This window comes from Robertmurraya korlensis NBRC 107688 (assembly GCF_001591645.1).
In the GTDB taxonomy this organism is placed as follows: domain Bacteria; phylum Bacillota; class Bacilli; order Bacillales; family Cytobacillaceae; genus Robertmurraya_A.
On the sequence record NZ_BCVH01000032.1, the window covers coordinates 1 to 21,711 of the forward strand.

Genomic DNA, 21,711 nt, shown 5'->3' on the forward strand with positions numbered 1-21,711 from the left:
GGTGGGCGTTTTTTGTTTTGGTGATCGCGGATATATTTAGATTTTTGCTGATAAAATGAGTATCTCGCGGATAGAATGCCAAAATCCGCGGATAGCCATCCGAACCTGACTAATTCCAACCACAAAAATACAAAATTCCACAGCAATCCCCTATAAAATAAAGGATTTCCACCAATCATGTCGAATGATTTAGATGACTATTACCAACTCTCACCATAATATGACAATACTTGAAAAGAAAATGTAATATTTTTATACCGCTTTTTGTATTAGGATAATGCTATAATGTTTCTTGTATGTGATTTATGAAGAATACTGTCTAAAGTAGCGGTCAACTTTTGTCGAAATTCGGCGATAATTCATTGACCATCATTTAAGTAACTATAACATTCCATGGCCCATTGATAGATATGACAAAACAATATAGGTGATAGTTAAATGATAGAAATGAAAGATGTATATAAAAAGTATCCAAACGGCGTTACTGCCGCTAATGGTATAGATGTAGATATTAAGCAAGGTGAATTTGTATACGTAGTTGGTCCGAGTGGTGCGGGGAAGTCCACATTTATTAAAATGATGTACCGCGAGGAAAAGCCAACCAAAGGTAGCATTACGATTAACGGTATCAATCTTGCTACGTTAAGATCCTCAAAAGTTCCTCTGTTACGAAGAAATATCGGTGTGGTTTTCCAAGACTTTAAATTACTTTCGACGCTAAATGTGTATGAGAATGTGGCGTTTGCACTTGAAGTTATCGAAGAACAGCCGAAATATATTAAAAAGCGAGTAATGGAGACACTTGATCTCGTTGGCTTAAAGCATAAAGCGAGAATGCTTCCAACCGAGCTGTCGGGTGGAGAGCAACAGCGTGTGTCCATTGCTAGGTCGATTGTGAATGCACCAAAGCTTATGATTGCCGATGAGCCAACTGGAAACCTTGATCCTGAGACTTCATGGGAAATTATGAATATCTTTGAAGAGATTAACACAAGAGGGACAACCATTGTAATGGCAACTCATAATAAAGATATTGTGAACACGATCAAGCATCGTGTAATTGCAATTGAAAGTGGAAAAATTGTAAGAGATCAAATGCGAGGTGACTACGGCTATGAAAGCTAGAACGATCCGTCGTCACATGAAAGAAAGCGTCAAAAACCTTGCCCGTAACACGTGGATGACATTTGCGTCTGTTAGTGCCGTAACGGTTACATTGATTCTTGTTGGCGTGTTTTTAGTGTTAATGATGAACCTGAATAAGGTAGCCGATTCCATTGAAGAAGACGTGGAAATCCGCGTTCATATAGATATAGCAGCAACTAAAGAAGACCAAGCCGTGCTAGAAGAGCAGATTAAGAGTCTCTCGAAAGTTGAAAGTGTCATATTCTCTGCAAAAGAGAAAGAGCTTGATAATTTGATTGCGAGTCTTGGAGAAGAAGGGGAAGTCTTTAACCTTTTTGAACAAGATAATCCTCTAAATGATGTGTTCATTGTAAAGGCAAAAAATCCGACTGATACGATGAAAGTGGCGAAACAAATTGATAAATTTGAGTACACCACAAAGGTGAAATATGGACAAGGATCTGTTGAAAAGCTATTTAGCTTTTTATCCGTCAGTCGTAACGTGGGTCTTGTGCTCATTGTAGGGTTGCTTTTTACAGCCATGTTCCTTATTTCTAACACCATTAAAATTACGATTATTGCTCGTAAACGTGAAATTGAAATTATGCGCTTAGTGGGAGCAACGAACTCGTTTATTCGTTGGCCGTTCTTCCTAGAAGGACTAATGCTTGGAGTACTGGGTTCCGTTATTCCAATCGCATTGATTTCAGTGTTATATACAAAAGCACATGAGTATATTGCGCCAAGATTAGAGGGCAATTTCATTCAAATATTAGATGTGAATCCATTTATTTTCCAAGTAGCAGGAATCCTTGTTATCATGGGAGCCTTCATTGGAATCTGGGGAAGCTTAATGTCAGTACGTAAATTCTTAAAAATATAAGGAAAAGGACTGTGCGACCGTCCTTTTCTACATAAAAACCTACTAGATTTATAGACTTGTTCTATCTGTCTATCGAACGACTAACTTAGCATTCGGAAGGAGAAATCGGAGTGAAAAAACAGATAACATATGTCACACTTGCTGCTGCACTAGGTTTTGGAAGTGTTCTTGTATCTCCTGTAAAGGCGAATACCATCCAAAACCTTCAGGAAGAAAAGAGTCAAATTCAAGACGAAAAATCAGAAGTAGAGTCACAGCTTCAGGATGCGGAAAAAAAGCTGTCTGAAAATCAAGCACAGCAGGATAGTGTTCAAGCTCAAATTAAAGAGATTGATATGAAGGTAACAGATACAGAAAACAAGATCGCTGCAAAAAATGTTGAAATAGAGAATACAAAGGCAGAAATCGAAACATTAAAGGCAGAAATCGTTGTGCTTGAAGAACGTATTGCGAAGCGAAACGAATTACTAAAGGACCGTGCTCGTAACTTCCAGGAAAACGGAAGTATGGTTAGTTATATAGATGTGTTAATGGGAGCCAAGAGCTTCTCCGACTTTATCGATCGTATGAGTGCGGTGGCAACGATTGTAGAAGCTGACCAAGATATTTTAAGAGAGCATAGAGCTGATAAAGAAGCACTTGAAGCGAAGAAAACAGAAGTAGAGAACAAGCTTGCTAGTCTAGAAAAAATGCTTGCAGACCTTGAAGGAATGAAGCAGAGCCTTGAATCACAAAAGGCTGAAAAAGATAAGTTGATGGCCACTCTTCAACAAGAAGAGACAGAACTTCATAACCATCAAATGGCGCTAGCAGAAGAGCAATCGATCTTAGCTAATCAAGCGGCTGCGATGCAAAAAGCCATTCAAATGGAGCAAGAACGTCAGGCCAAAGCAGCTGCTGAAGCTGCAGCTGCGGCGGCCGCAGCTGCAAACAATTCATCAGGCGGTAGTACAGAAAGTGGCGGTGGAAGTACCGTTTCAGCTCCAGCAGTATCAGGTGGATCTTTCACAAGACCATCAGCAGGTTACCTGTCTTCAGGATTTGGTGCTCGTTGGGGTAAATTGCATGCAGGCGTGGATATTGCAGCTAAAGGAACGGTTCCTGTTGTATCAGCAGCGGATGGGGTAGTTATCCGTTCGTACTATTCATCTAGTTACGGGAATGCGATCTTTATTGCGCACTCCATTAACGGACAAACATATACAACAGTATATGCTCACTTAAGCAGCCGTGCAGTGGGCGAAGGACAAGTCGTATCTAAAGGCCAGTTCATTGGAAACATGGGGAACACAGGTGATTCCTATGGCCAGCATTTACACTTTGAGCTTCACCGCGGTGGCTGGAATGCATCTAAGTCTAATGCTATTAATCCGGTTGGAATCGTGCCATTGTAAACAGTTAATTCCTTTATAAAAAGCGCAATCTGTCTATTCATTTCATTAGACAGATTGCGCTTTTTTAATATAGATGAAAAATAATAGAGAAACGTTTCCACATATGATATGATTTGAGCTGAGGTGATACCATGGCAACGATAAAGGACGTAGCTAAATTAGCTGGAGTAGGCTTAGGAACAGCTTCACGGGTTATTAATGAGTCTGGATATGTTAGTGAAGAAACGAAGAAGAAAGTCTTAGAAGCAATCGATAAACTAGGATATGTTCCAAATGAAACAGCAAGGGCATTCGTGACACAAGATAATAAAACGGTTGCGTTGTTTCTACCTTCTATTCATCATGCTTTTTTTTCAGAGTTGGCCTACTATATTGAAGATGAGCTTGATAAAAGAGGCTACAAAATGATTCTTTGTAATTCAAGTGGCCAGAAGGAGAAGGAACTTAAGTATATTAGTATGCTTAAGCAGAATAAGGTTTCAGGGATTATTGGAATTTCCTATAACCCGATTGAGAATGAAATCAATCATTCAATGCCAATTATTTTAGTTGATCGCCATATCGGAGAGATCCCTTTTGTTTCAAGTGACAATTACGGTGGGGGGAAGATGGCTTTACAGGTATTAAAAGAAACGGGATGTCAGCACGTTGCTTATATAGGGACTTATTCCAAAACCGTCTTTACCGAAGTAGAAAAAAGGATCAAAGGATTTGAAGATGCGGCGAAGGAAGTCGGAATAAAGTATACCCTTTACATTGAAGAAGATCCGATTAAAGACCAAACCACTTTTTTACACACCTTCTTAGATCAATACAAGGATATAGATGGGGTATTTGTTGAGAATGATATGATGGCACTAGAGCTCGTACAACTTGTACAAGATAGAAAGATCAAGATTCCAGAAGAGCTTTCCATTATAGGGTATGATGGCATTCAGACGTATGCGATGCTAAGACCCAAGCTTTCTTCCATTAGGCAACCGGTGGAATTAATGGGGAGAAGTTTAGTGGAGCTGTTAATCAAGAAAGTGAATGGAGAACAGGTGACATCTGAGATCCATCCCGTCCAGTTTTTAAAGGGTGAAACCACACGATAATTAAATTTAGAATATTTTCAAAACGGATTGACAAATAGAGGTCTGTTTTATATACTTGGGTTAAAGATGGAAACATTTCCACCTCTTATATAAGGGCAGTGCCCTTTTATTTATAGCTATTGTGGAAACATTTCCATATACAAAAAAGGGGGAAAGAATATGAGGAAAATTGTTAGCCTTTTCATGATTTTTGTACTAGTGTTTGCTTTAGCAGCCTGTTCCAATTCTACCAATCAGGTAGACTCAAGCAAGAATGCAGATTCAGAAGAAGTAAAAGAATTAAAAGTATGGGTACATGTTTCTGCAGATGAGCCAGAGGGCTTAAACTATGATTTGCGAGCGAAGGAATTTGAAGAAGCACATGAGAATGTAAAGGTAACGGTGGAACACATCGTAAAAACCGGTGAGGGTAGCGGGTATAATGATCGATTAAACGCAGCAATCACTACGGGGGATCTACCGGATGTCATTACACTAGAAAGCGTACATACGGCATCCTACGTTGACTCAGAACTTCTTTTACCTTTAGATGAATATTTAGATCAAGCTACTGTTGACTCATACCTAGATGCAATCGTAAAAGCAGGTAGTGTTGGAGATCATCTATATGCATTACAATCCTTTGATTTATCTTCACCTGTATTCTTTAACCCCGATCTTTTTAAAGCTGCTGGAATAGAAATTCCGGCTGATGAAAATGGAAATTGGACGCTAGATTTGGCTTGGAATTACGATGAGTTTTTAAAGAATGCTAAGATCCTTAAAGATTTTATGGGGCAAGAGCCTGTGCATATGTTCCCTGATAACAGCGGATGGCAAATGTATGCTCATTCACCTATTATCTTCTCTAATGATGGTGAATTAGTTGGAGAAAATGGCTTAGATACAGATGGTTATTTAAATAGTAAAAATACCATGGAAGCTTTCAAGTTTATGGAAACCCTTTTTAGAGAAGGAATTGTTTCTCCGACTGTTCGAGAAAATGCCTTTGCTTTAGAAAAAGCAGCCATAAGTTTTGAAGGTCCTTGGATGATTGATGTTTTAACAAAAGAGTATCCTGATTTGAATTGGTCTTTGATGCCTTATCCATTTGGAAAAGAAGGTCATCAATCGGCACCACATGGAAGCTGGTATGTAGCTGCTACACAAGCAACCAAATACCCAGAACTCACATCTGAACTAGTTGCTCATTTAACGAATAAGGATAGTGCGAAGGCGATGGAAGAAGCAGCGGGGCTCATCCCTGGTCATGAAGAGTTACTTGCCTCTTCGGAAAAATATAGCGAGTATCCTAGAAAGCTAATGTTAGATCAGTTAGTAGAGACAGAACATGTAAAACCGAAATCACCAATCTTCCCAGTGCTTGAAGATGTACTCGGAGATATTGTGGAAGGAATAGCGTTAGAAACGGATTCTGTTGAGAAACTAGTTGAGGATGCGATTGAAAAAGCCGAAAGAGAGGCTGCTAGATTTAAGTAAAAGCTTATAATGATAATAAAATAGTGAGTGTACGATGGTTCGTACACTTTCTATTCTATTAAGGAGTTTTTTATATGAACAAAATCAGAAGAAGAATCAATAAACATGGATTTCTAGGTTTCATTTTAAGTAGTAAATGTCTATTTTTACTTCCTGCATTTATTTTAATTGGTGTGTTTGTTATTTATCCACTTCTTCTCGCAGTTGGTTATTCCTTCACGGATTATTATCTTTTAAAACCAAATGATATTTCATTTGTCGGATTTGAAAACTACACGGAGATTGCGCAGGATAAATATGCAAAACAGTCTTTCGTTAACTCTACCAAATATGTCATTTTTATTGTGCCTCTACAAGTTGCATTATCCTTATTTTTAGCCATTCTCATTGCGAAAAAGTCAAAAGTGAATACCTTTTTTAGAACAGCATTCTTTTCGCCATATATTCTCTCTATTATCGTAGTCTCCTTGTTATGGAAAAATATCTTGGATCCAGAACTAGGTATTGTAAACGTATTTTTAGCTGAGTTAGGCTTTGCAAAACAGGAATTCTTCGCTAATCCAGATCTAGCACTCCAAACGATTTCCTTTATTATTCTTTGGCAAGGGATAAGCTTTCAAATGTTAATCATCATGGCTGCCCTTCAGGAAATTCCGTCTTCCTTGTATGAAGCAGCCGATATAGAAGGTGCGAATGCTTGGCAAAAGTTTAGGTATATTACTGTTCCAAGTATAAAGGATCAGCTTGTTTTTGTACTAATTGTCGTGACTACAGGGACATTTAAAATCATCATTGAACCGTTAGTGTTAACAAATGGAGGTCCCCAAGGCAGTACGTCTAGCATTCTTTTATACATGTTTGAACAAGGAACTAGATACCGTCAGATTGGCTACTCAAGTGCCATAACCGTTGTATTCGCATTACTATTGATACTTATCGCATTTGTTCAAAGAAAACTGGTTAAGGAGGAATAAAAAATGGAGAAATTTAATGTAATTAACTTTTTAAAGATTCTTCTATTAATTGCATTTACGATTCTGTTCCTATTCCCCACTGTTTGGATGTTTGTAAGTAGTACGAAATCGGTAGCAGAAATAGCAAAAGAAATTGGAACGATTCATAGTTTTATACCCAATTTCAGTAACATGAGTTCCTGGTTAGATCCTTATAAGGAAATGTTCAGCAGATTTAATTTTGGGCTTCATTTCTTTAATAGTGTTCTATATAGTTGCGTAATTGTTTTCGGTAGTTTAGTGGTTAACTCACTTGCAGGATATGCATTGGCTACCTTTGATATCCCTTTTAAAAAATATATTACGGCTACTTTACTCATTTTAATTATCTTCCCGTTTCAGTCTGTTCTGATCCAAATATTTATTATCATCAATGAAATGAACCTGACGAATACGGTTTGGGGATTAGCATTGCCGCATATCGGAAGTGCCTTTAATATCTTCCTCTTTATGGTGTTTTTCAAAAAAATTCCTAAAGAGCTAAGAGAATCGGCCTATATGGATGGTGCTTCGGACTGGCAAATATTCACGAAAATTGCTGTTCCTATTTCAAAACCGATTTTCATGACGATTGGTATTCTGGTTTTTGTAGGTTCGTGGAATGATTATGTTTGGCCTCTTATGGTCTTTACGGAAACAAACAAATATCCATTATCAGTTGCTGTAAATATTATGAACGAAACGAAACCGATCTACTTAAACCAGGTGATGGCGGGGCTAACCGTTACCACGATTCCCATTCTATTCGTGTATATCTTTGGTCAAAAATACATTATGCCGCAAAACTCAACAACTGGAATTAAATAAATTCTATTAGAGGTGACTTATGAGTTTACTATATGACCTTAACTTGAATGAGGGAAAGGGACGTGTAACCAAAGAACGGGTTCGGGGCCATCTGTTACCTATTGAATATGTCTTTAATCAGGCAAGGTATAAGGAGAGTTGTTCTCCAAGGTGGGTCATTTCTTCACTTGAAGGTTACGCGTTAGATTTTGACGGATACTCCACATATATAAAGGATCAAGCAATACAAGTAAATGGGTCCTTGACGATAGCGACGGTTATTGCTCCGCGTTGTTTTGAAGCCTGTCATGGAGAAGTGTCGACCACCATCATTGATCAATTAGATCAAGAGAAGAAAAAAGGATTTGCGTTAAGCCTTTATCAGCATGGGGAAGTTCAATTTGAAATAGGGGATGGTAGTCGTATACATACATGTAGGAGCAATGAACAATTAGAATTGTTCAAGAAATCACTAATTACGGCTACCTTTAACCAAGAAACCAAACGAATCTCGCTTTCTATTGATTCCCAACAAGTACTTTGTGAGGCAATAGAAGGATTTGAGAATGCTGATCTTCCCTTATCAATTGGATTAAATAACACCCCCTTTAAAATCAGCGATGTGTTTAAGGCTGGAATGTTTTCTGGGTTAATCGACTTTATACAGATTTATGATGAAGCTTGGTCAGCGGAAATGATTCAAATATATTTTACTAAGATTCAAGATAAGCTTTCACTTGATTTTAAGGACATTGATCTTGATGAAAGGAAGCTTTTAGATGATATTCATCGGCCGCAATATCATGCGATACCGCCACAGCATTGGATGAATGAACCCCATGCCCCTTTTTACTACAAGGGAAAGTATCATTTGTTTTATCAGAAGAATGCAACGGGTCCTTATTTCTCGAATTTGCATTGGGGACATTGGACAAGTGATGATATGGTCTTTTGGAAAAATGAAAAGACGGCGTTATTTCCACAAAGGGGTGAATTAACGCCATCAGGGGTGTGGTCTGGTTCAGCTACTATCGGACCAAAGGGCATTCCGTATCTGTTTTACACCTCCGCCAATTTTGCAAAAGAATATAACCAGGGGGTTGCCATTGCTCGACCCAAAAATATAGAGGATCTCCATCTAGTGGAATGGGAAATGGATCATCACGGTGCCATTATACAAACGGAAAATCAAGGGATGCCGTCTCAATTCAGGGATCCATTTGTCTGGAAGGATGATCAGGATGAGAAATGGTACCTCATCATAGGCGGTGGGATAGAAGAGGTAGGGCCGACAGCGTGGATCTATGAATCTACTGATTGTGAGAATTGGCAGTTTAAAGGGGACTTTTTCACAGTCAATAATAAGGATTACCCTTATTTAGGAACAAATTGGGAGCTGCCTGTTTTGCTGCCGGTTTCTGACGATAAAGGAAATACCAAACATCTCTTTTTATTCATGAGTTATTTTAACAAGGAATCAATATACGAAGTTGATACTTATTATTATCTTGGAGAATTCGATAAGAATAGCCGTAAGTTTATTCCCGATACACCTGAACCCCAACTGATGGATTACGGAAGGTTTAAATTTAGTGGGCCAAGTGGCTTCGTTGATCCAGTTACGAATCAATCGATTGTATTCTCCATCCTTCAAGGAAACCGGAATGAGCAGGAAGAGTATGATTCTGGCTGGGCCCACAATACAGGGCTTCCTATTGAGGTGTATTTAGAAAAGGATGAACTCAGGGTAAAACCGATACAAAATCTAGTGGCTTTAAGGGACAAAGTACTAATGGATGAAACGGATCAACCATTAGGTCAACTGAATGAAAAACTGAAAGAAATAAAAGGGAAAATGCTTGAGGTTATTGTGGAGTTCGAACATACAGAACAATTGGTAGGGTTTGCGTGTAAAAAAGATCCGACGAATCAAGAGAAAACATGCCTTGTCTATGATAGAGAAAAGAAGAGAGTTTGGCTCGACCGAAGCAAAAGTAGTTTGGGTCGTGAAGGGGATATTCAAGGTGGCGAACTTGAGATCGATAAGGGATTTTCAGCACATATTTATATTGATCACTCAGCCATTGAATGCTACTTAAATAACAGAAAAATGATTTCAAGCAGGGCTTACCCGACATTAAAGAATAGTGATTATATCTCTTTAATTGGTGAGGAAGAAATTTTGATCAAATCAATGAAAGTCTACGAGCTGAAATCAATTTGGAAAAAAGGAGAATTGAGTGAACAGAATGACCATACAAACGAAAGCTATTAATCAAACGTATCGACATAACTATCATCTAATGCCTGAGTGTGGGTGGATGAATGACCCAAATGGATTTTCAACCTTTAATAATGAATATCACCTTTTTTATCAGTATTATCCTTATGATACCGTATGGGGTCCCATGCATTGGGCGCATGCAGTGAGTTCGGACCTAATCAAATGGAGTCACAAGGAAATCGCATTAAAGCCAGGTAAAGACTATGACCGGAATGGTGTCTTTTCTGGTTCTGGGATTCAAGTCGGTCAGGAGCATTGGCTGTATTATACAGGTCATATTGATTCCCTTCTGGATGACCTCTACGATCAGGATTTTAAAAAGAAATCATATTCTGAAACACAAGAAACCATTCCCTATATTAGACAGGTTCAGTGTCTGGCAAAATCAGTAGATGGGGTAACTTACGAAAAGTATGAGAGTAACCCAGTTATTTCATCAGAACAGGTTCCAGCGGGGATAAGGGTAGAGGATTTCAGAGATCCAAAGGTATGGATCTATCAGAATACGTTTTATATGGTGGTTGGAGCAAAGAGTAGGGAGCATATCGGTCATGTATTATTCTATACGTCCAAAGATGGCTTGAGTTGGAAATATTTAAATCAGTTGTCACTAGGTAAGGAGTATGGAACGGTATGGGAGTGCCCAGATCTATTTGAACTGGATGGCAAACATGTCTTGCTATTTTCACCTCAGGAAAAACCGCGTGTGGGGAATAGGTTTGAAAATGTTCACTCCACCATGGCTTTCATAGGGGAGTTTAATTATTCAACAGGTGAATTCACAGTGGAAAGTGAGCAAGAACTTGACGAGGGCTTTGACTTTTATGCACCTCAATCTCTTTTGACTGATGAAGGGAAAAGAGTGATGATCGCATGGATGAATATGTGGGAGAGAAGCTATCCCTTGCATGAGTTGGGGCATGGCTGGAATGGTTCAATGACACTTCCTAGAGAACTATCAATTATAAATGGAAGGCTTATTCAAAAGCCTTATCAGAAAATAGAAACCTATCAAAGAAATGGCATAGAAAAGAATGATTTTTCGATCAATGGACTTTACGAGAATACTAGTCTGAATGGGAATAGTCAAAGACTAGATATTGAATTTGAGATGACAGAAAGCCATCAGTTTACGATTGAGTTTTTCAAAGATACAAATGAAAAGCTATCATTAACATTTGATAAGAGTAAAAATGAAATCGCTTTAGATCGAAGTGAGTCCGAATATGTCATTGAAAATACGGGGAGTAAAAAGGACTATATCAGAAGTCAGTCGATTGATTTATCCAATTCAGTTCATCTGTCAATCTTTCTAGATGTGTCATCCATTGAGATTTTTGTGAATAACGGTGAGCAAGTATTTACCTCCTTATATTTTTCAAAGGAAGTAAGCGAAAGAATTTTATTCGATTCTCAAGGTACGACACAGGTGAACAGGCTTTTGAAATGGGAGCTTGTTTAGATTCTTTATGTAAAAAAGATAAAAGGGAATCCTTATGGGTTTCCTTTCTATTTGCTAATTAATGTAAGCGGTTTCTCGTCCCGTTTTTATAAATCATTAAAAGGAGTGTGGGGAATTACATGAATGCAAAAGCGTTTATTCAAAAGGTTACTATCATTATCATTTCATTCGTCCTTATTTTATTCAGTGTCATTACCATGAAACCTCAAAAATTTGTAGAAGCAGCGAATACTCTTACTAATCCAGGATTTGAAACAGGAGATCTTAGTGGCTGGACAGTGGTTAGTGGAAATGCATTTAGTGATTTGGATATTAGTTCAGAATCAGATTATTGGAATAAACAAGCGTTTAAGCAAAGGAACTTTTGGCATATATGGGGTGGTAGAGGCGATAACACGAAAGTCGGTGTCATGCAATCCGAAACCTTTACCCTTGGCGGTGACGGGCAAATTGATTTCCTTACGGGAGGACAAAATGATATCAATCATTTATATATTGCCTTAGTACGGGAATCCGATGGAGCGGAATTAATGAAAGCAACAGGAACAGGCACGGACGAGTATTCTAAAGTAAGTTGGGATGCTTCCGCTTATATAAATACGGTGGTAAGAATGAAAGTGGTCGATCAGTCTACAGAAGGGCATATCAACTTGGATGATGTAAATGTACCACCTACCCCTTCCCTCCATGATCATATCGAACCGTCGATTTACAATCATGATTTTGAGTATACAGCACTTGTACCGTTTGAAATTAAAGGGTGGGAGATGGTTAGTGGAGATGCATTTGGCCCAAATAGTTTAGTTCATGAAGAATTTTGGAGTCAAGGAGATACATTTCACCATGAAGGCAACCATCACTTATGGTCTTTTAAAGACGGGGGAGATGAACAGGTTGGTGAATTGCATTCAGAAACTTTTACCTTGGATGGATCCGGTGGGATTGATTTTCTAATCGGGGGAGGAGAGGATTACGAGAACTTATATGTCGCTCTTGTGAGGAAATCAGATGGAAAAGAACTGTTTAAAGAAACGGGGCGCAATACGGAGATGTACCAGAGAGTGTATTGGGATGCCTCAGCCCATATTGGAGAATCTGTATATATAAAAATAGTAGATAAGGCGACAGGTGCTTGGGGACATATTAGTGTTGACGACTTTCATGTATATAATTCTGTATATTCTGGAGGGTTAGTTGGTCATTGGAATTTAGATGAAGGATCAGGAAAGATAACTAAAGAGCAAGTATCAGGAAATAAAGATCCAGTCGATTATCACTTAAATGAGGCTGTTTTTCAATCATCTCAAGATCCGTTATGGAAGAAGGATGGAATTTCAAATCATGCTTTGTTATTCGATGGGTATTCCACATGGGTCACTCGTACACCAGACGAAATACCGGTTCCTAGCGAAGCGATGACACTTGAAGCATGGGTAGCGCCTCGTAATTTTGAACACGGTGATGAGGGACGGCTTTCTGCTATTGTCAACCAGCACGATAGAGACAGAAAAGAAGGGTTTATCCTAGGCAGTTACCGTCATGGCACGTGGGGCTTGAACTTCGGAACGGGATCCGATTGGCATGAAGTCATGTCAGATACTCTGCTACCTTTAGATGAGTGGTCTTATGTGGTGGCAACCTACAATAGCGTAACTGGGGAAGCGGTACTCTACCAAAATGGTCAAAAGGTGGCATCACGTGATTTCCCAGCAGGACAAAAGATTAAACCGAGTGTTAAAGATTTATTGATTGGTAAAAACAATGATGGTATGTGGTTATATGGATTTCACTTAAATATGTTTAGTGGGTTACTAGATGAAGTAAAGATTTATAATCATGCATTGACCTCGGCGGATATAAAAAAATCCTATGATTCGTATGTAGATGCTTTAGGCGGAAACTTACCAACACCGGATATGAAGATGGACCGAAGTATATTGGGTAATGATCAGCATCGTCCACAGTTTCATATGTCACCTCCAAACCATTGGGGAAATGAACCTGGTGGTCCCATTTACTTTAATGGTCAATATCATACTTTTTACCAAAGCAATCCACGAGGGCCTTTTTGGAATCATATCCGTTGGGGACATCTTGTAAGTGACGATATGGTACAGTGGCGTGATGTCGATGATGCAGTGATTCCGGGGAGATACGATGTTGATCCGGAGGGAGCCTGGGCTGGTGGAGCGGTAGTGGATGACAACGGTGTTCCTGTTATTTTCTATACAGCAGGAGATGATCGTGATTCACCTAACCAACGAATTAATATTGCTAGAAGTACCTATAAGGAAGATGGTGACAATGATTTAAACCGTTGGGAAAAGCACCCTGAAGTAATATTAGACCAGAAAGACGGGCAAGGAATCAAAGGAGAATTCCGGGATCCGTTTGTATTCAAGGATGGTAACACCTGGTTTATGCTTGTTACTTCTGGAAAAGAGGATTCAAGTGGTAAGCCGATTGGGGGAACTGCCCTTGTGTATTCAACAGAGGATTCAAGCTTTGAAAACTGGACGTATCGAGGAGATTTATTTGTAGGAGATTATAATCAATTTCCGAAAACAGGAAGGGTTTGGGAGCTTCCAATCTTGCTGCCTTTAGGTGATAGCGGAAAGTATATATTCCTAATAAATCCGGCTAAAACTTCTAGAGATGAGTATCAGTCAAGGTACACATACTATTGGATTGGAACTTGGAATGCCGAAACAGCTAGATTTACACCAGATCATGCAACACCAACCTTATTAGATGTGGGTGACCACTTTACTGGTCCAGCTGGCATGGTTTCCCCAGATGGTAGAACAATCATTCATAGTATTACGCAAGGAAGACGACCAGCTGATGATGACTATTCTGCAGGGTATGCTCATAATTATGGTTTGCCAGTAGAAGTTTCCTATCGAACAGATGGTAGGCTTGGGATTCAGCCTATTGAAGAGTTAAAGCAATTAAGAGGTCAGCAGCTAGTCAATCTGACTACAGATACATCCTTTCATGATGCGAATCAAGCCCTATCCAGTGTGAAAGGTGATATGTTGGAAATTGAGCTGGAACTCGATAATGGATCTGCAAATGAAGCCGGTATTAGCTTGAGACGTTCACCTAATGGAGAAGAAGAAACGATTGTGTACTACAAAGAGAGCAGTAAAGAATTATGGATAAACCGATTAAAGTCCAGTATGGATCCAGATATAGAGAAATGGTATCAAGGTGGAACAGCTGATATTGGTACAGAAAATATCAAGTTTCATATTTATGTTGACCGATCGGAAATTAATGCCTACTTAAATGGAATAAAGAGCTTAACGACTAGAGCATACCCAACCCGCAATGATTCAACAGGGATACAGCTTTGGGCCAATGCTGATAGCAGTACGATTACGGTTAAATCGTTAAAGATTTGGGAAATGAAGTCTGCCTATACACCAGTCAAAGCCACGGGAGTATCGTTACATCCGGCTACTATGGAATTGATCGAGGGAGACAGTGAGTTACTCACCCCCACTGTAACACCTGCTAACGCAACAAATAAGGAGGTAATTTGGACATCTAGTAATCCTTCTATTGCTACAGTGGTAAATGGGAAAGTTACAGCAAAAGCGGTTGGTAGCACAACAATCACTGCAACCACAAGAGATGGCGGTTTTAAAGCGAACAGCAAAATCATTGTGATTTCGGAACCGCCACATGATGAACTAGTAAATCATGATTTTGAACTGCCTAATTTATCTGGGTGGACGGTTCTAAATGGGGATGCATTCACTGATCTTGATGTTACAGCCGCCAAAGATTGGGGCTGGGGTGGACCATTTAATCATAATGGAGATTATCATTTGTATGGGATCGACAATGGGGATGATGCACAAGTAGGTACCATTCGTTCTCAAAAGTTTACGCTTGGTGGAAATGGTCAAATCGACTTCCTCATTTCAGGTGGGAATGATATCTACAACCTATATGTCGCTCTAGTAAGAGATTCAGATGGAAAGGAATTAATGAAGGTAAGTGGTGGGAACCAAGAAGGCTATACACGTGTGAAGTGGGATGCTTCAGAGTATATTGGTGAAAAGGTGTATATGATGGTGGTAGATAAGGCTACTGGTTCTTGGGGGCATATTAGTATCGATGATGTCAATGCACCCGTTCAACCACCTGCAAAAGTGACTATATCCAATCCTGACTTTGAGAGTGGAGATTTAACAGGATGGACAAATGTGAGCGGGGATGCATTTAGTCAGCTCGATATTACATCTGAAAATAGTTGGAGCTGGGGATGCTGCTTTCATCAACAGGGTACGTATCACCTCTGGAATTTTAAAGACGGTGGAGACAGTCAGATAGGTGAAATTCATTCAGATACATTTACACTACACGGAAGTGGATGGGTTGATTTCTTACTTAGTGGTGGAAAGGATATGGATCACTTATATGTATCTTTGGTCCGGGCTTCTGATGGAAAGGAACTATTTAAAGCAACAGGGTCAGAGGATGAAAAGTATACAAGGGTATATTGGGATGCCTCTTCCTATGTAGGTGAAGAAGTCTATATGAAAATCGTTGATAATTCCACTGGGGGATGGGGGCATATAAATGTAGATGATTTCCATGTCTTTAATACAGAAGCAGACATCACAACGAATGACCGCTATGAAAAGTATCGTTCCCAGTTTCACTACACACCCGATAGAAATTGGATGAATGATCCCAATGGACTGGTGTATTTTGAGGGAGAATACCATCTTTTTTATCAGCATAATCCAACGAGCACCACTTGGGGCCCGATGAATTGGGGTCATGCTGTAAGTACAGATCTTATACATTGGGATACCTTACCTATTGCACTTGAAGAAGATGAAAATGGCTTTATTTGGTCTGGAAGTGTGGTGGTTGATGAGAACAATACGGCTGGTTTTGGTAAAAACGCTATGGTGGCAATGTTTACTCACGAAAAGGGAGGAAATCAAATTCAAAGCCTCGCTTTTAGTTCAGATAAAGGTCGAACATGGAAAAAATATTCAGGAAATCCTGTGATTGCAAATACAGATCATCTTCCAGTGTTCAGAGATCCAAAAGTATTTTGGCACAGCCCCAGTAATAAATGGGTGATGTTACTTGCAGCAGAAAATATACAACAGGAGCAGTTTGTAAGAATTTATACATCATCTGATTTGAAGAATTGGTCCTTTGCGAGTGATTTTGGAAAGAATGAAGGATCTCACGCAGGTGTTTGGGAAGTACCTGATTTATTTGAGTTGCCAGTTGATGGAGACGAAAATAATAAAAAATGGGTGATGCAGGTAAGTTTAAGTAATGGAGCACCTGCTGGTGGATCAGGTGTTCAGTATTTTATAGGTCATTTTGACGGAAAAGCATTTACAAATGAACATTCAGCAGAAACGATTCTTTATGCTGATTATGGCGCTGATTATTATGCGCCATTAACCTTTAATCATATCCCATCTTTGGATGGACGGCGTATCGCCATGGGATGGATGAATAATTGGAGCTATGGTCAAAGTATTCCTACTTCCATCTGGAGAAGCAAGATGTCTCTTCCTCGAGAACTCGAATTGAAGACTGTACCAGGTGTAGGTGTGCGTTTGACTCAGAATCCTGTAAGTGAATTCAATACTTTAAGAGAAACAGTTAATAGCTGGACCAATCAATTACTATCCCCGAACAGTAATTTGTTGTCTAATGTAAAAGGAGATACTTTGGAGATAGTTGCAGAATTTCAAACAGATAACGCAACGGCTACCGAATTTGGCTTTCGGGTACGAACGGGAAACGGTGAACAAACAACGATAGGCTATGATAGGGTCAATTCAAAACTATTCGTAGATCGTTCGGAATCAGGGGCAACAAACTTTCATCCAACGTTTAAAGCGAGACATGAAGCACCTATGCAAACCAATAATAATAAAATAACCCTTCGTATCATTATTGACCGATCCTCTGTAGAGGTCTTCGGAAACAATGGTCAAATCGTGTTGACGGACCAAATATTTCCACAGTTACAGAGTGATGGAATAAAAATATATTCTATTGATGGGGATGTAACGGTCAATTCATTGAAAGTGTACCAGTTAAAGTAAGCCCTGTAATTATTCAAGCGCATGTTTTGCCTACTTCCTGAGTAGATGCAAGCTGCGCTTTTTTATTATATATTGATGTTTTATTTAATTCCTAGTTTACAGATGGGCATAATATGAATTATAGTATAGGAACAGCCAAAAATTGAAATCACTACTTTACTAATGGAGGGGAAACAGATGGCAGAAGCATATCCGGTAATCGAGGGAGCGGAAGAATTTTTCTTCAAGGGAAGTGAGGTTGGAGTACTTATTTCTCATGGTTTTCTTGGGACACCTCAGAGCGTACGCTATATTGGGGAAGAATTTGCAAGTTTAGGATATTCCGTTTTATGTCCTAGATTACAGGGACACGGAACTCACTATGAAGATCTAGAAGCTTGTTCCTATCAAGACTGGTTCTCTTCATTAGAAAAGGCATATTTACAATTAAAACAACATTGTTCACATATTTTTGTAATCGGGCAATCCATGGGTGGAACATTATCACTTCGTTTAGCTCATCGATACAAAGAAATTAAAGGTCTCGTTTTAATAAATGCTGCTTTGCAAGTTCCTGCCTACGAATATTTAAAAGATCAAGTTGAACCCCGGTTTCTAGATGAGTCAGATCCAGATATTCATGAAGAGGGTGTCCATGAAATTACTTATTCAAAGGTACCATTAAAAGCGGTTCATGAATTACAAAATGTAATGAAGGGCACTTTAAGCATTCTCCCAGAGATAGAGAGCCCGGTTTTAGGCATTCGTTCATCTGTGGATCATGTCGTTCCACCTGCCAATACCGATTATATTCTTCAAACCGTACAATCAACTACTAAGGAAAGACTCGTACTAGAAAATTCCTTCCATGTAGCATCAATGGACTATGACAAAGACCAAATCGTGAAAAGTGGACATCTGTTTATTCAACAGATAGTAGCAAAGGAACTGGTTTTAAAATAATAGAAATGAATATTTAAAATTTTGAATTTACTATTGATTTTTTTTCCTTACATGGATATAATTGTTTCAAATCAATTTTAACAATCGAGAGATCATTTCTTTATACTATCTAATAGATAGGTATATTTAGCATCTAGTTAATAGTTTATTGGCTATATGAAAAATAGATCCTAATAAAGAAGAAGGAAAAGGAATATAAATCGGTATATTTTCTGGACTTATGCAGTCTTGGGAAATATACCTTTTTTTGTTGAAGGAAAAAGGGGATTTTCGTGTAACAGAAACTAAATAAAGGGAGATTCTCAGAAGGCACTATTAGCAAGCTGAGGATAGACCGACAACTTTTGGAAGGTGGTGGTATGCCATTTTCCGTGGTTGTCGGTTTTTTTTATTAAAAATAGGGGGATTCTTATGAAAGAAATTATCATTCAAAATTTACTCTCGCCAGTGGTGTTGTTTTTTCTATTAGGGTTACTTGCAGCATTAGTAAAATCTGATCTGAAAATTCCTAATGGTCTAAGTGAGGCATTAAGCATTTATTTATTAATTGCGATTGGGTTAAAAGGGGGAATCGAACTCTCTCATTATTCTATTGAAACCGTTGTGGGTCCTATCCTAGGAGCTCTATTTATCGGGGGCATTATCCCTTTTCTAACACTATTTATTCTACGATTCATTAAGATGGATGTGCAAAATTCGATTGGGTTGGCAGCTACATATGGCTCCATAAGTATCGTTACCTATGGTGCTGCACTTACCTTTCTAGACAAAAATGGAACCTCTTACGAAGGCTTTATGAATGCGATTGTTGTACTTATGGAAAGCCCGGCAATATTAGTGTCATTGCTTTTATATAAAATATTAGAGGCAAATAAGGGAACGGGAGCATTTTCTACCCGGACTCTAGGGTTCCTTCCTCCGTCAGCAAGCTTGCTTAATAGAGAAGTTTTAAGAGAAAGTATTTTTGGAAAAAGTATCATTCTTTTAGTAGGAAGTTTATCCATTGGCCTGTTTCTTGGTGAACGTGCTGTTTCCACAGTGAAACCTCTTTTTATTGATTTATATGGTAGTATTTTAATTCTTTTCCTCTTAAATATGGGGTTGGTTGCTGGAAAACGGTTACCAGAAGTTAAAAAACATGGTCTACGATTATTAATGTTTGGATTGCTAACGCCACTCCTATTTGGAATGTTAGGGGTCTTTATAGGGAATCTCGTAGGACTCTCTTTAGGAGGAACTACCTTAATGGGAGTTTTAGCAGGAAGTGCATCTTATATCGCTGCTCCAGCTGCTTTAAAAACATCTGTCCCAGAAGCGAACCCGTCCATTTATCTTGGTTTATCTTTAGGAGTGACGTTCCCATTTAATCTTATTCTTGGGATACCTGTTTATTATGAAATAGCAAAATGGATGCAATAGGGGGAAGATTTTATGATAAAAAAGACGTTAATCATAACAGGTTTCAATGAGAAAATGCTACAATCCATTCCAGAGATTTCACAAAAATCGACAGAAGAGCTACTTATTTTTAATAGTTTAGGAGAAGTAATATCCCAACCGTATGGATGCTTAGTAAGGGATATTATTTTAGCAATAAACTTTGAAAATGTAGTAGAGATATATGTAATAGGTGACGAAAAGAAATCAAGCATTTCTGAAGAGGAAATCCTCATTAGATTGGAAAAATCAGGGGTTACCAAACAGGTAATTGAAACTCTTGATTATATTAATTCTGTAGGTGATAGTACGATTAACTGGTTAAAAGGGCCACAGGTTACTAGAGAAAAAATTAAAAGAAATATAGATATAATAAAAAAGCATCCACTCATTCCAAGGTCACTACCGGTGAAAGGGTTTATTGTTAACACAGAGACAAATGAGATTGATATGATTTCTTAAAGTAGAAGAGGGATTCCCTCTTCTATTTTTATTGATGAAAGTCGAAATTTGTAGAAATGTATTGAGCATTACGAAGTAAAACCTCCTCTATTCCTATACTCAAATGTAAAATTTGGTACTATAATAGTAATACTTACACAGGATAATCGGACTATAAGGGGTGAATGGGATATTGAATGAGGGAAATCTTTCTTTAAAATTAGTAGGATCGGTGCTAGGGGAAGATGTATATGCAAAAAACAAATCCATTCCACTGCTACGAAAGGGAACGGTGTTAAACGAAAGACATATCTTCGTTTTACAAAGTCATTTAAATCATAACAATTTACGGCTGGAAACGTGTTCGATTCATCAACCATCGATAAGTGTTGAAGAACTAGAACAGAACTATAAGGAGTCTCTAGGGCAGTTAAAATCGATTTTCGAAGATTTGGAAGCAGCTATAAATGGTAGCGCTTCCAATCAGCCGTTACAACAGCTCGAGCATATGTATACACCTATGCTTAATACAATCGTTGCAGAGGATGAGCATTTTGAACTACTTAAGCTCCTTAGAAAAGACGATGAGTTTACCTATGTTCATTCGTTAAATGTAGGGGTTGTCTCATCTATCATTGGAAAACTATTAGCGATGGATAAAGAAGAAATCCTGCTTCTTGGTGAAACAGGAATTTTGCATGATATCGGGAAGCTTTCTATTCCTCTTTCGGTTTTAAAAAAGAACGGACAATTAGACCCCGAGGAATGGGAGCTTATTCGAAATCATACCGTGGAAGGCGTACAAATACTGAAAAATATGGGTGAGACTCGGACGAAGGTGATAATGGGTACACTTTTGCATCATGAAAGATTAGATGGGTCGGGGTATCCTTATGGAGTTCGAGAAGATGTCATTCCTTTTCATGCCCAAATCATTTCGGTCGCGGATACATATGATGCAATCACGGCGGTCCGTCCGTATAAGGGGGAGCAATCACCTATCGTAGCCGTTATGATATTAATGGAGGAAACCGCAAAGGGGAAACTCAGTTCTGCGATTACTGTCCCTTTTACCAAATACTTAATGGACCAATTTATCGGACAACAAGTGTTGTTAAATACAGGGGAGCAAGGGACGATTATTACGGTTTACGATGATATGCCACATTGTCCACTTGTGTATTTAGGCGAGAATGTTTATATCGATTTACGTTTTGATCATACACGCTCATTAAAGGATGTTGTTTCATATTAATTATTGGGGGCTACA

The 21,711-nt window shown here is 38.7% G+C and carries 14 protein-coding genes; all 14 read left to right on the top strand.

What is annotated here, in order from left to right:
- Positions 1 to 438: 438 nt before the first annotated feature.
- A complete protein-coding gene (gene ftsE, locus BKO01S_RS22310) occupies positions 439 to 1,125 on the top strand; it encodes a cell division ATP-binding protein FtsE (RefSeq protein WP_066059824.1) in 687 nt (228 codons plus the stop codon).
- Positions 1,115 to 2,008, top strand: a complete 894-nt coding sequence (gene ftsX / locus BKO01S_RS22315; RefSeq protein ID WP_066059825.1) for a permease-like cell division protein FtsX — start codon at positions 1,115 to 1,117, stop codon at positions 2,006 to 2,008. The genes ftsE and ftsX overlap by 11 nt, the downstream gene beginning before the upstream one ends.
- Positions 2,009 to 2,118: 110 nt before the next feature.
- A complete protein-coding gene (locus BKO01S_RS22320; protein WP_066059826.1) occupies positions 2,119 to 3,402 on the top strand; it encodes a murein hydrolase activator EnvC family protein in 1,284 nt (427 codons plus the stop codon).
- Positions 3,403 to 3,533: 131 nt separating this feature from the next.
- Positions 3,534 to 4,499: a LacI family DNA-binding transcriptional regulator gene (locus BKO01S_RS22325; protein WP_066059828.1), complete on the top strand. Its 966-nt coding sequence runs from the start codon at positions 3,534 to 3,536 to the stop codon at positions 4,497 to 4,499.
- A gap of 159 nt (positions 4,500 to 4,658) precedes the next feature.
- Positions 4,659 to 5,978: an ABC transporter substrate-binding protein gene (locus tag BKO01S_RS22330; protein WP_066059830.1), complete on the top strand. Its 1,320-nt coding sequence runs from the start codon at positions 4,659 to 4,661 to the stop codon at positions 5,976 to 5,978.
- A 74-nt stretch (positions 5,979 to 6,052) separates the two neighbouring features.
- Complete coding sequence (locus BKO01S_RS22335) at positions 6,053 to 6,952, top strand: carbohydrate ABC transporter permease (RefSeq protein ID WP_066059832.1); 900 nt, start codon at positions 6,053 to 6,055, stop codon at positions 6,950 to 6,952.
- 3 nt (positions 6,953 to 6,955) lie between these two features.
- Positions 6,956 to 7,798, top strand: coding sequence for a carbohydrate ABC transporter permease (locus BKO01S_RS22340; protein ID WP_066059834.1), 843 nt, complete (start codon positions 6,956 to 6,958; stop codon positions 7,796 to 7,798).
- Positions 7,799 to 7,817: 19 nt separating this feature from the next.
- Complete coding sequence (locus BKO01S_RS22345) at positions 7,818 to 10,052, top strand: glycoside hydrolase family 32 protein (protein ID WP_066059836.1); 2,235 nt, start codon at positions 7,818 to 7,820, stop codon at positions 10,050 to 10,052.
- Positions 10,027 to 11,523: a glycoside hydrolase family 32 protein gene (locus BKO01S_RS22350; RefSeq protein WP_066059837.1), complete on the top strand. Its 1,497-nt coding sequence runs from the start codon at positions 10,027 to 10,029 to the stop codon at positions 11,521 to 11,523. The genes BKO01S_RS22345 and BKO01S_RS22350 overlap by 26 nt, the downstream gene beginning before the upstream one ends.
- 119 nt (positions 11,524 to 11,642) lie before the next feature.
- A complete protein-coding gene (locus tag BKO01S_RS24105; protein ID WP_084362187.1) occupies positions 11,643 to 17,621 on the top strand; it encodes a GH32 C-terminal domain-containing protein in 5,979 nt (1,992 codons plus the stop codon).
- Positions 17,622 to 17,798: 177 nt separating this feature from the next.
- Positions 17,799 to 18,563 (top strand): alpha/beta hydrolase, encoded by a 765-nt coding sequence (locus tag BKO01S_RS22360; protein WP_066059840.1) that lies wholly within the window; start codon positions 17,799 to 17,801, stop codon positions 18,561 to 18,563.
- Between the two features lie 411 nt (positions 18,564 to 18,974).
- Positions 18,975 to 19,982 carry a sodium-dependent bicarbonate transport family permease gene (locus tag BKO01S_RS22365; RefSeq protein WP_066059842.1) on the top strand — a complete coding sequence of 336 codons (1,008 nt, stop codon included), beginning with the start codon at positions 18,975 to 18,977 and terminating at the stop codon, positions 19,980 to 19,982.
- A 12-nt stretch (positions 19,983 to 19,994) separates the two neighbouring features.
- Positions 19,995 to 20,462, top strand: coding sequence for a carbonic anhydrase (locus BKO01S_RS22370; RefSeq protein ID WP_066059844.1), 468 nt, complete (start codon positions 19,995 to 19,997; stop codon positions 20,460 to 20,462).
- Positions 20,463 to 20,634: 172 nt separating this feature from the next.
- Positions 20,635 to 21,696, top strand: a complete 1,062-nt coding sequence (locus BKO01S_RS22375; RefSeq protein ID WP_066059845.1) for an HD-GYP domain-containing protein — start codon at positions 20,635 to 20,637, stop codon at positions 21,694 to 21,696.
- Positions 21,697 to 21,711 lie beyond the last annotated feature (15 nt).

What these genes read in the sequence shown, in the direction of transcription:
- ftsX (WP_066059825.1), top strand. Translation starts at nt 1,115, where the DNA reads ATGAAAGCTAGAACGATCCGTCGTCACATGAAAGAAAGCGTCAAAAAC.
- BKO01S_RS22335 (WP_066059832.1), top strand. Translation starts at nt 6,053, where the DNA reads ATGAACAAAATCAGAAGAAGAATCAATAAACATGGATTTCTAGGTTTC.
- BKO01S_RS22370 (WP_066059844.1), top strand. Translation starts at nt 19,995, where the DNA reads ATGATAAAAAAGACGTTAATCATAACAGGTTTCAATGAGAAAATGCTA.
- BKO01S_RS22345 (WP_066059836.1), top strand. Translation starts at nt 7,818, where the DNA reads ATGAGTTTACTATATGACCTTAACTTGAATGAGGGAAAGGGACGTGTA.
- BKO01S_RS22330 (WP_066059830.1), top strand. Translation starts at nt 4,659, where the DNA reads ATGAGGAAAATTGTTAGCCTTTTCATGATTTTTGTACTAGTGTTTGCT.
- ftsE (WP_066059824.1), top strand. Translation starts at nt 439, where the DNA reads ATGATAGAAATGAAAGATGTATATAAAAAGTATCCAAACGGCGTTACT.
- BKO01S_RS22340 (WP_066059834.1), top strand. Translation starts at nt 6,956, where the DNA reads ATGGAGAAATTTAATGTAATTAACTTTTTAAAGATTCTTCTATTAATT.
- BKO01S_RS22360 (WP_066059840.1), top strand. Translation starts at nt 17,799, where the DNA reads ATGGCAGAAGCATATCCGGTAATCGAGGGAGCGGAAGAATTTTTCTTC.
- BKO01S_RS24105 (WP_084362187.1), top strand. Translation starts at nt 11,643, where the DNA reads ATGAATGCAAAAGCGTTTATTCAAAAGGTTACTATCATTATCATTTCA.
- BKO01S_RS22325 (WP_066059828.1), top strand. Translation starts at nt 3,534, where the DNA reads ATGGCAACGATAAAGGACGTAGCTAAATTAGCTGGAGTAGGCTTAGGA.
- BKO01S_RS22365 (WP_066059842.1), top strand. Translation starts at nt 18,975, where the DNA reads ATGAAAGAAATTATCATTCAAAATTTACTCTCGCCAGTGGTGTTGTTT.
- BKO01S_RS22350 (WP_066059837.1), top strand. Translation starts at nt 10,027, where the DNA reads ATGACCATACAAACGAAAGCTATTAATCAAACGTATCGACATAACTAT.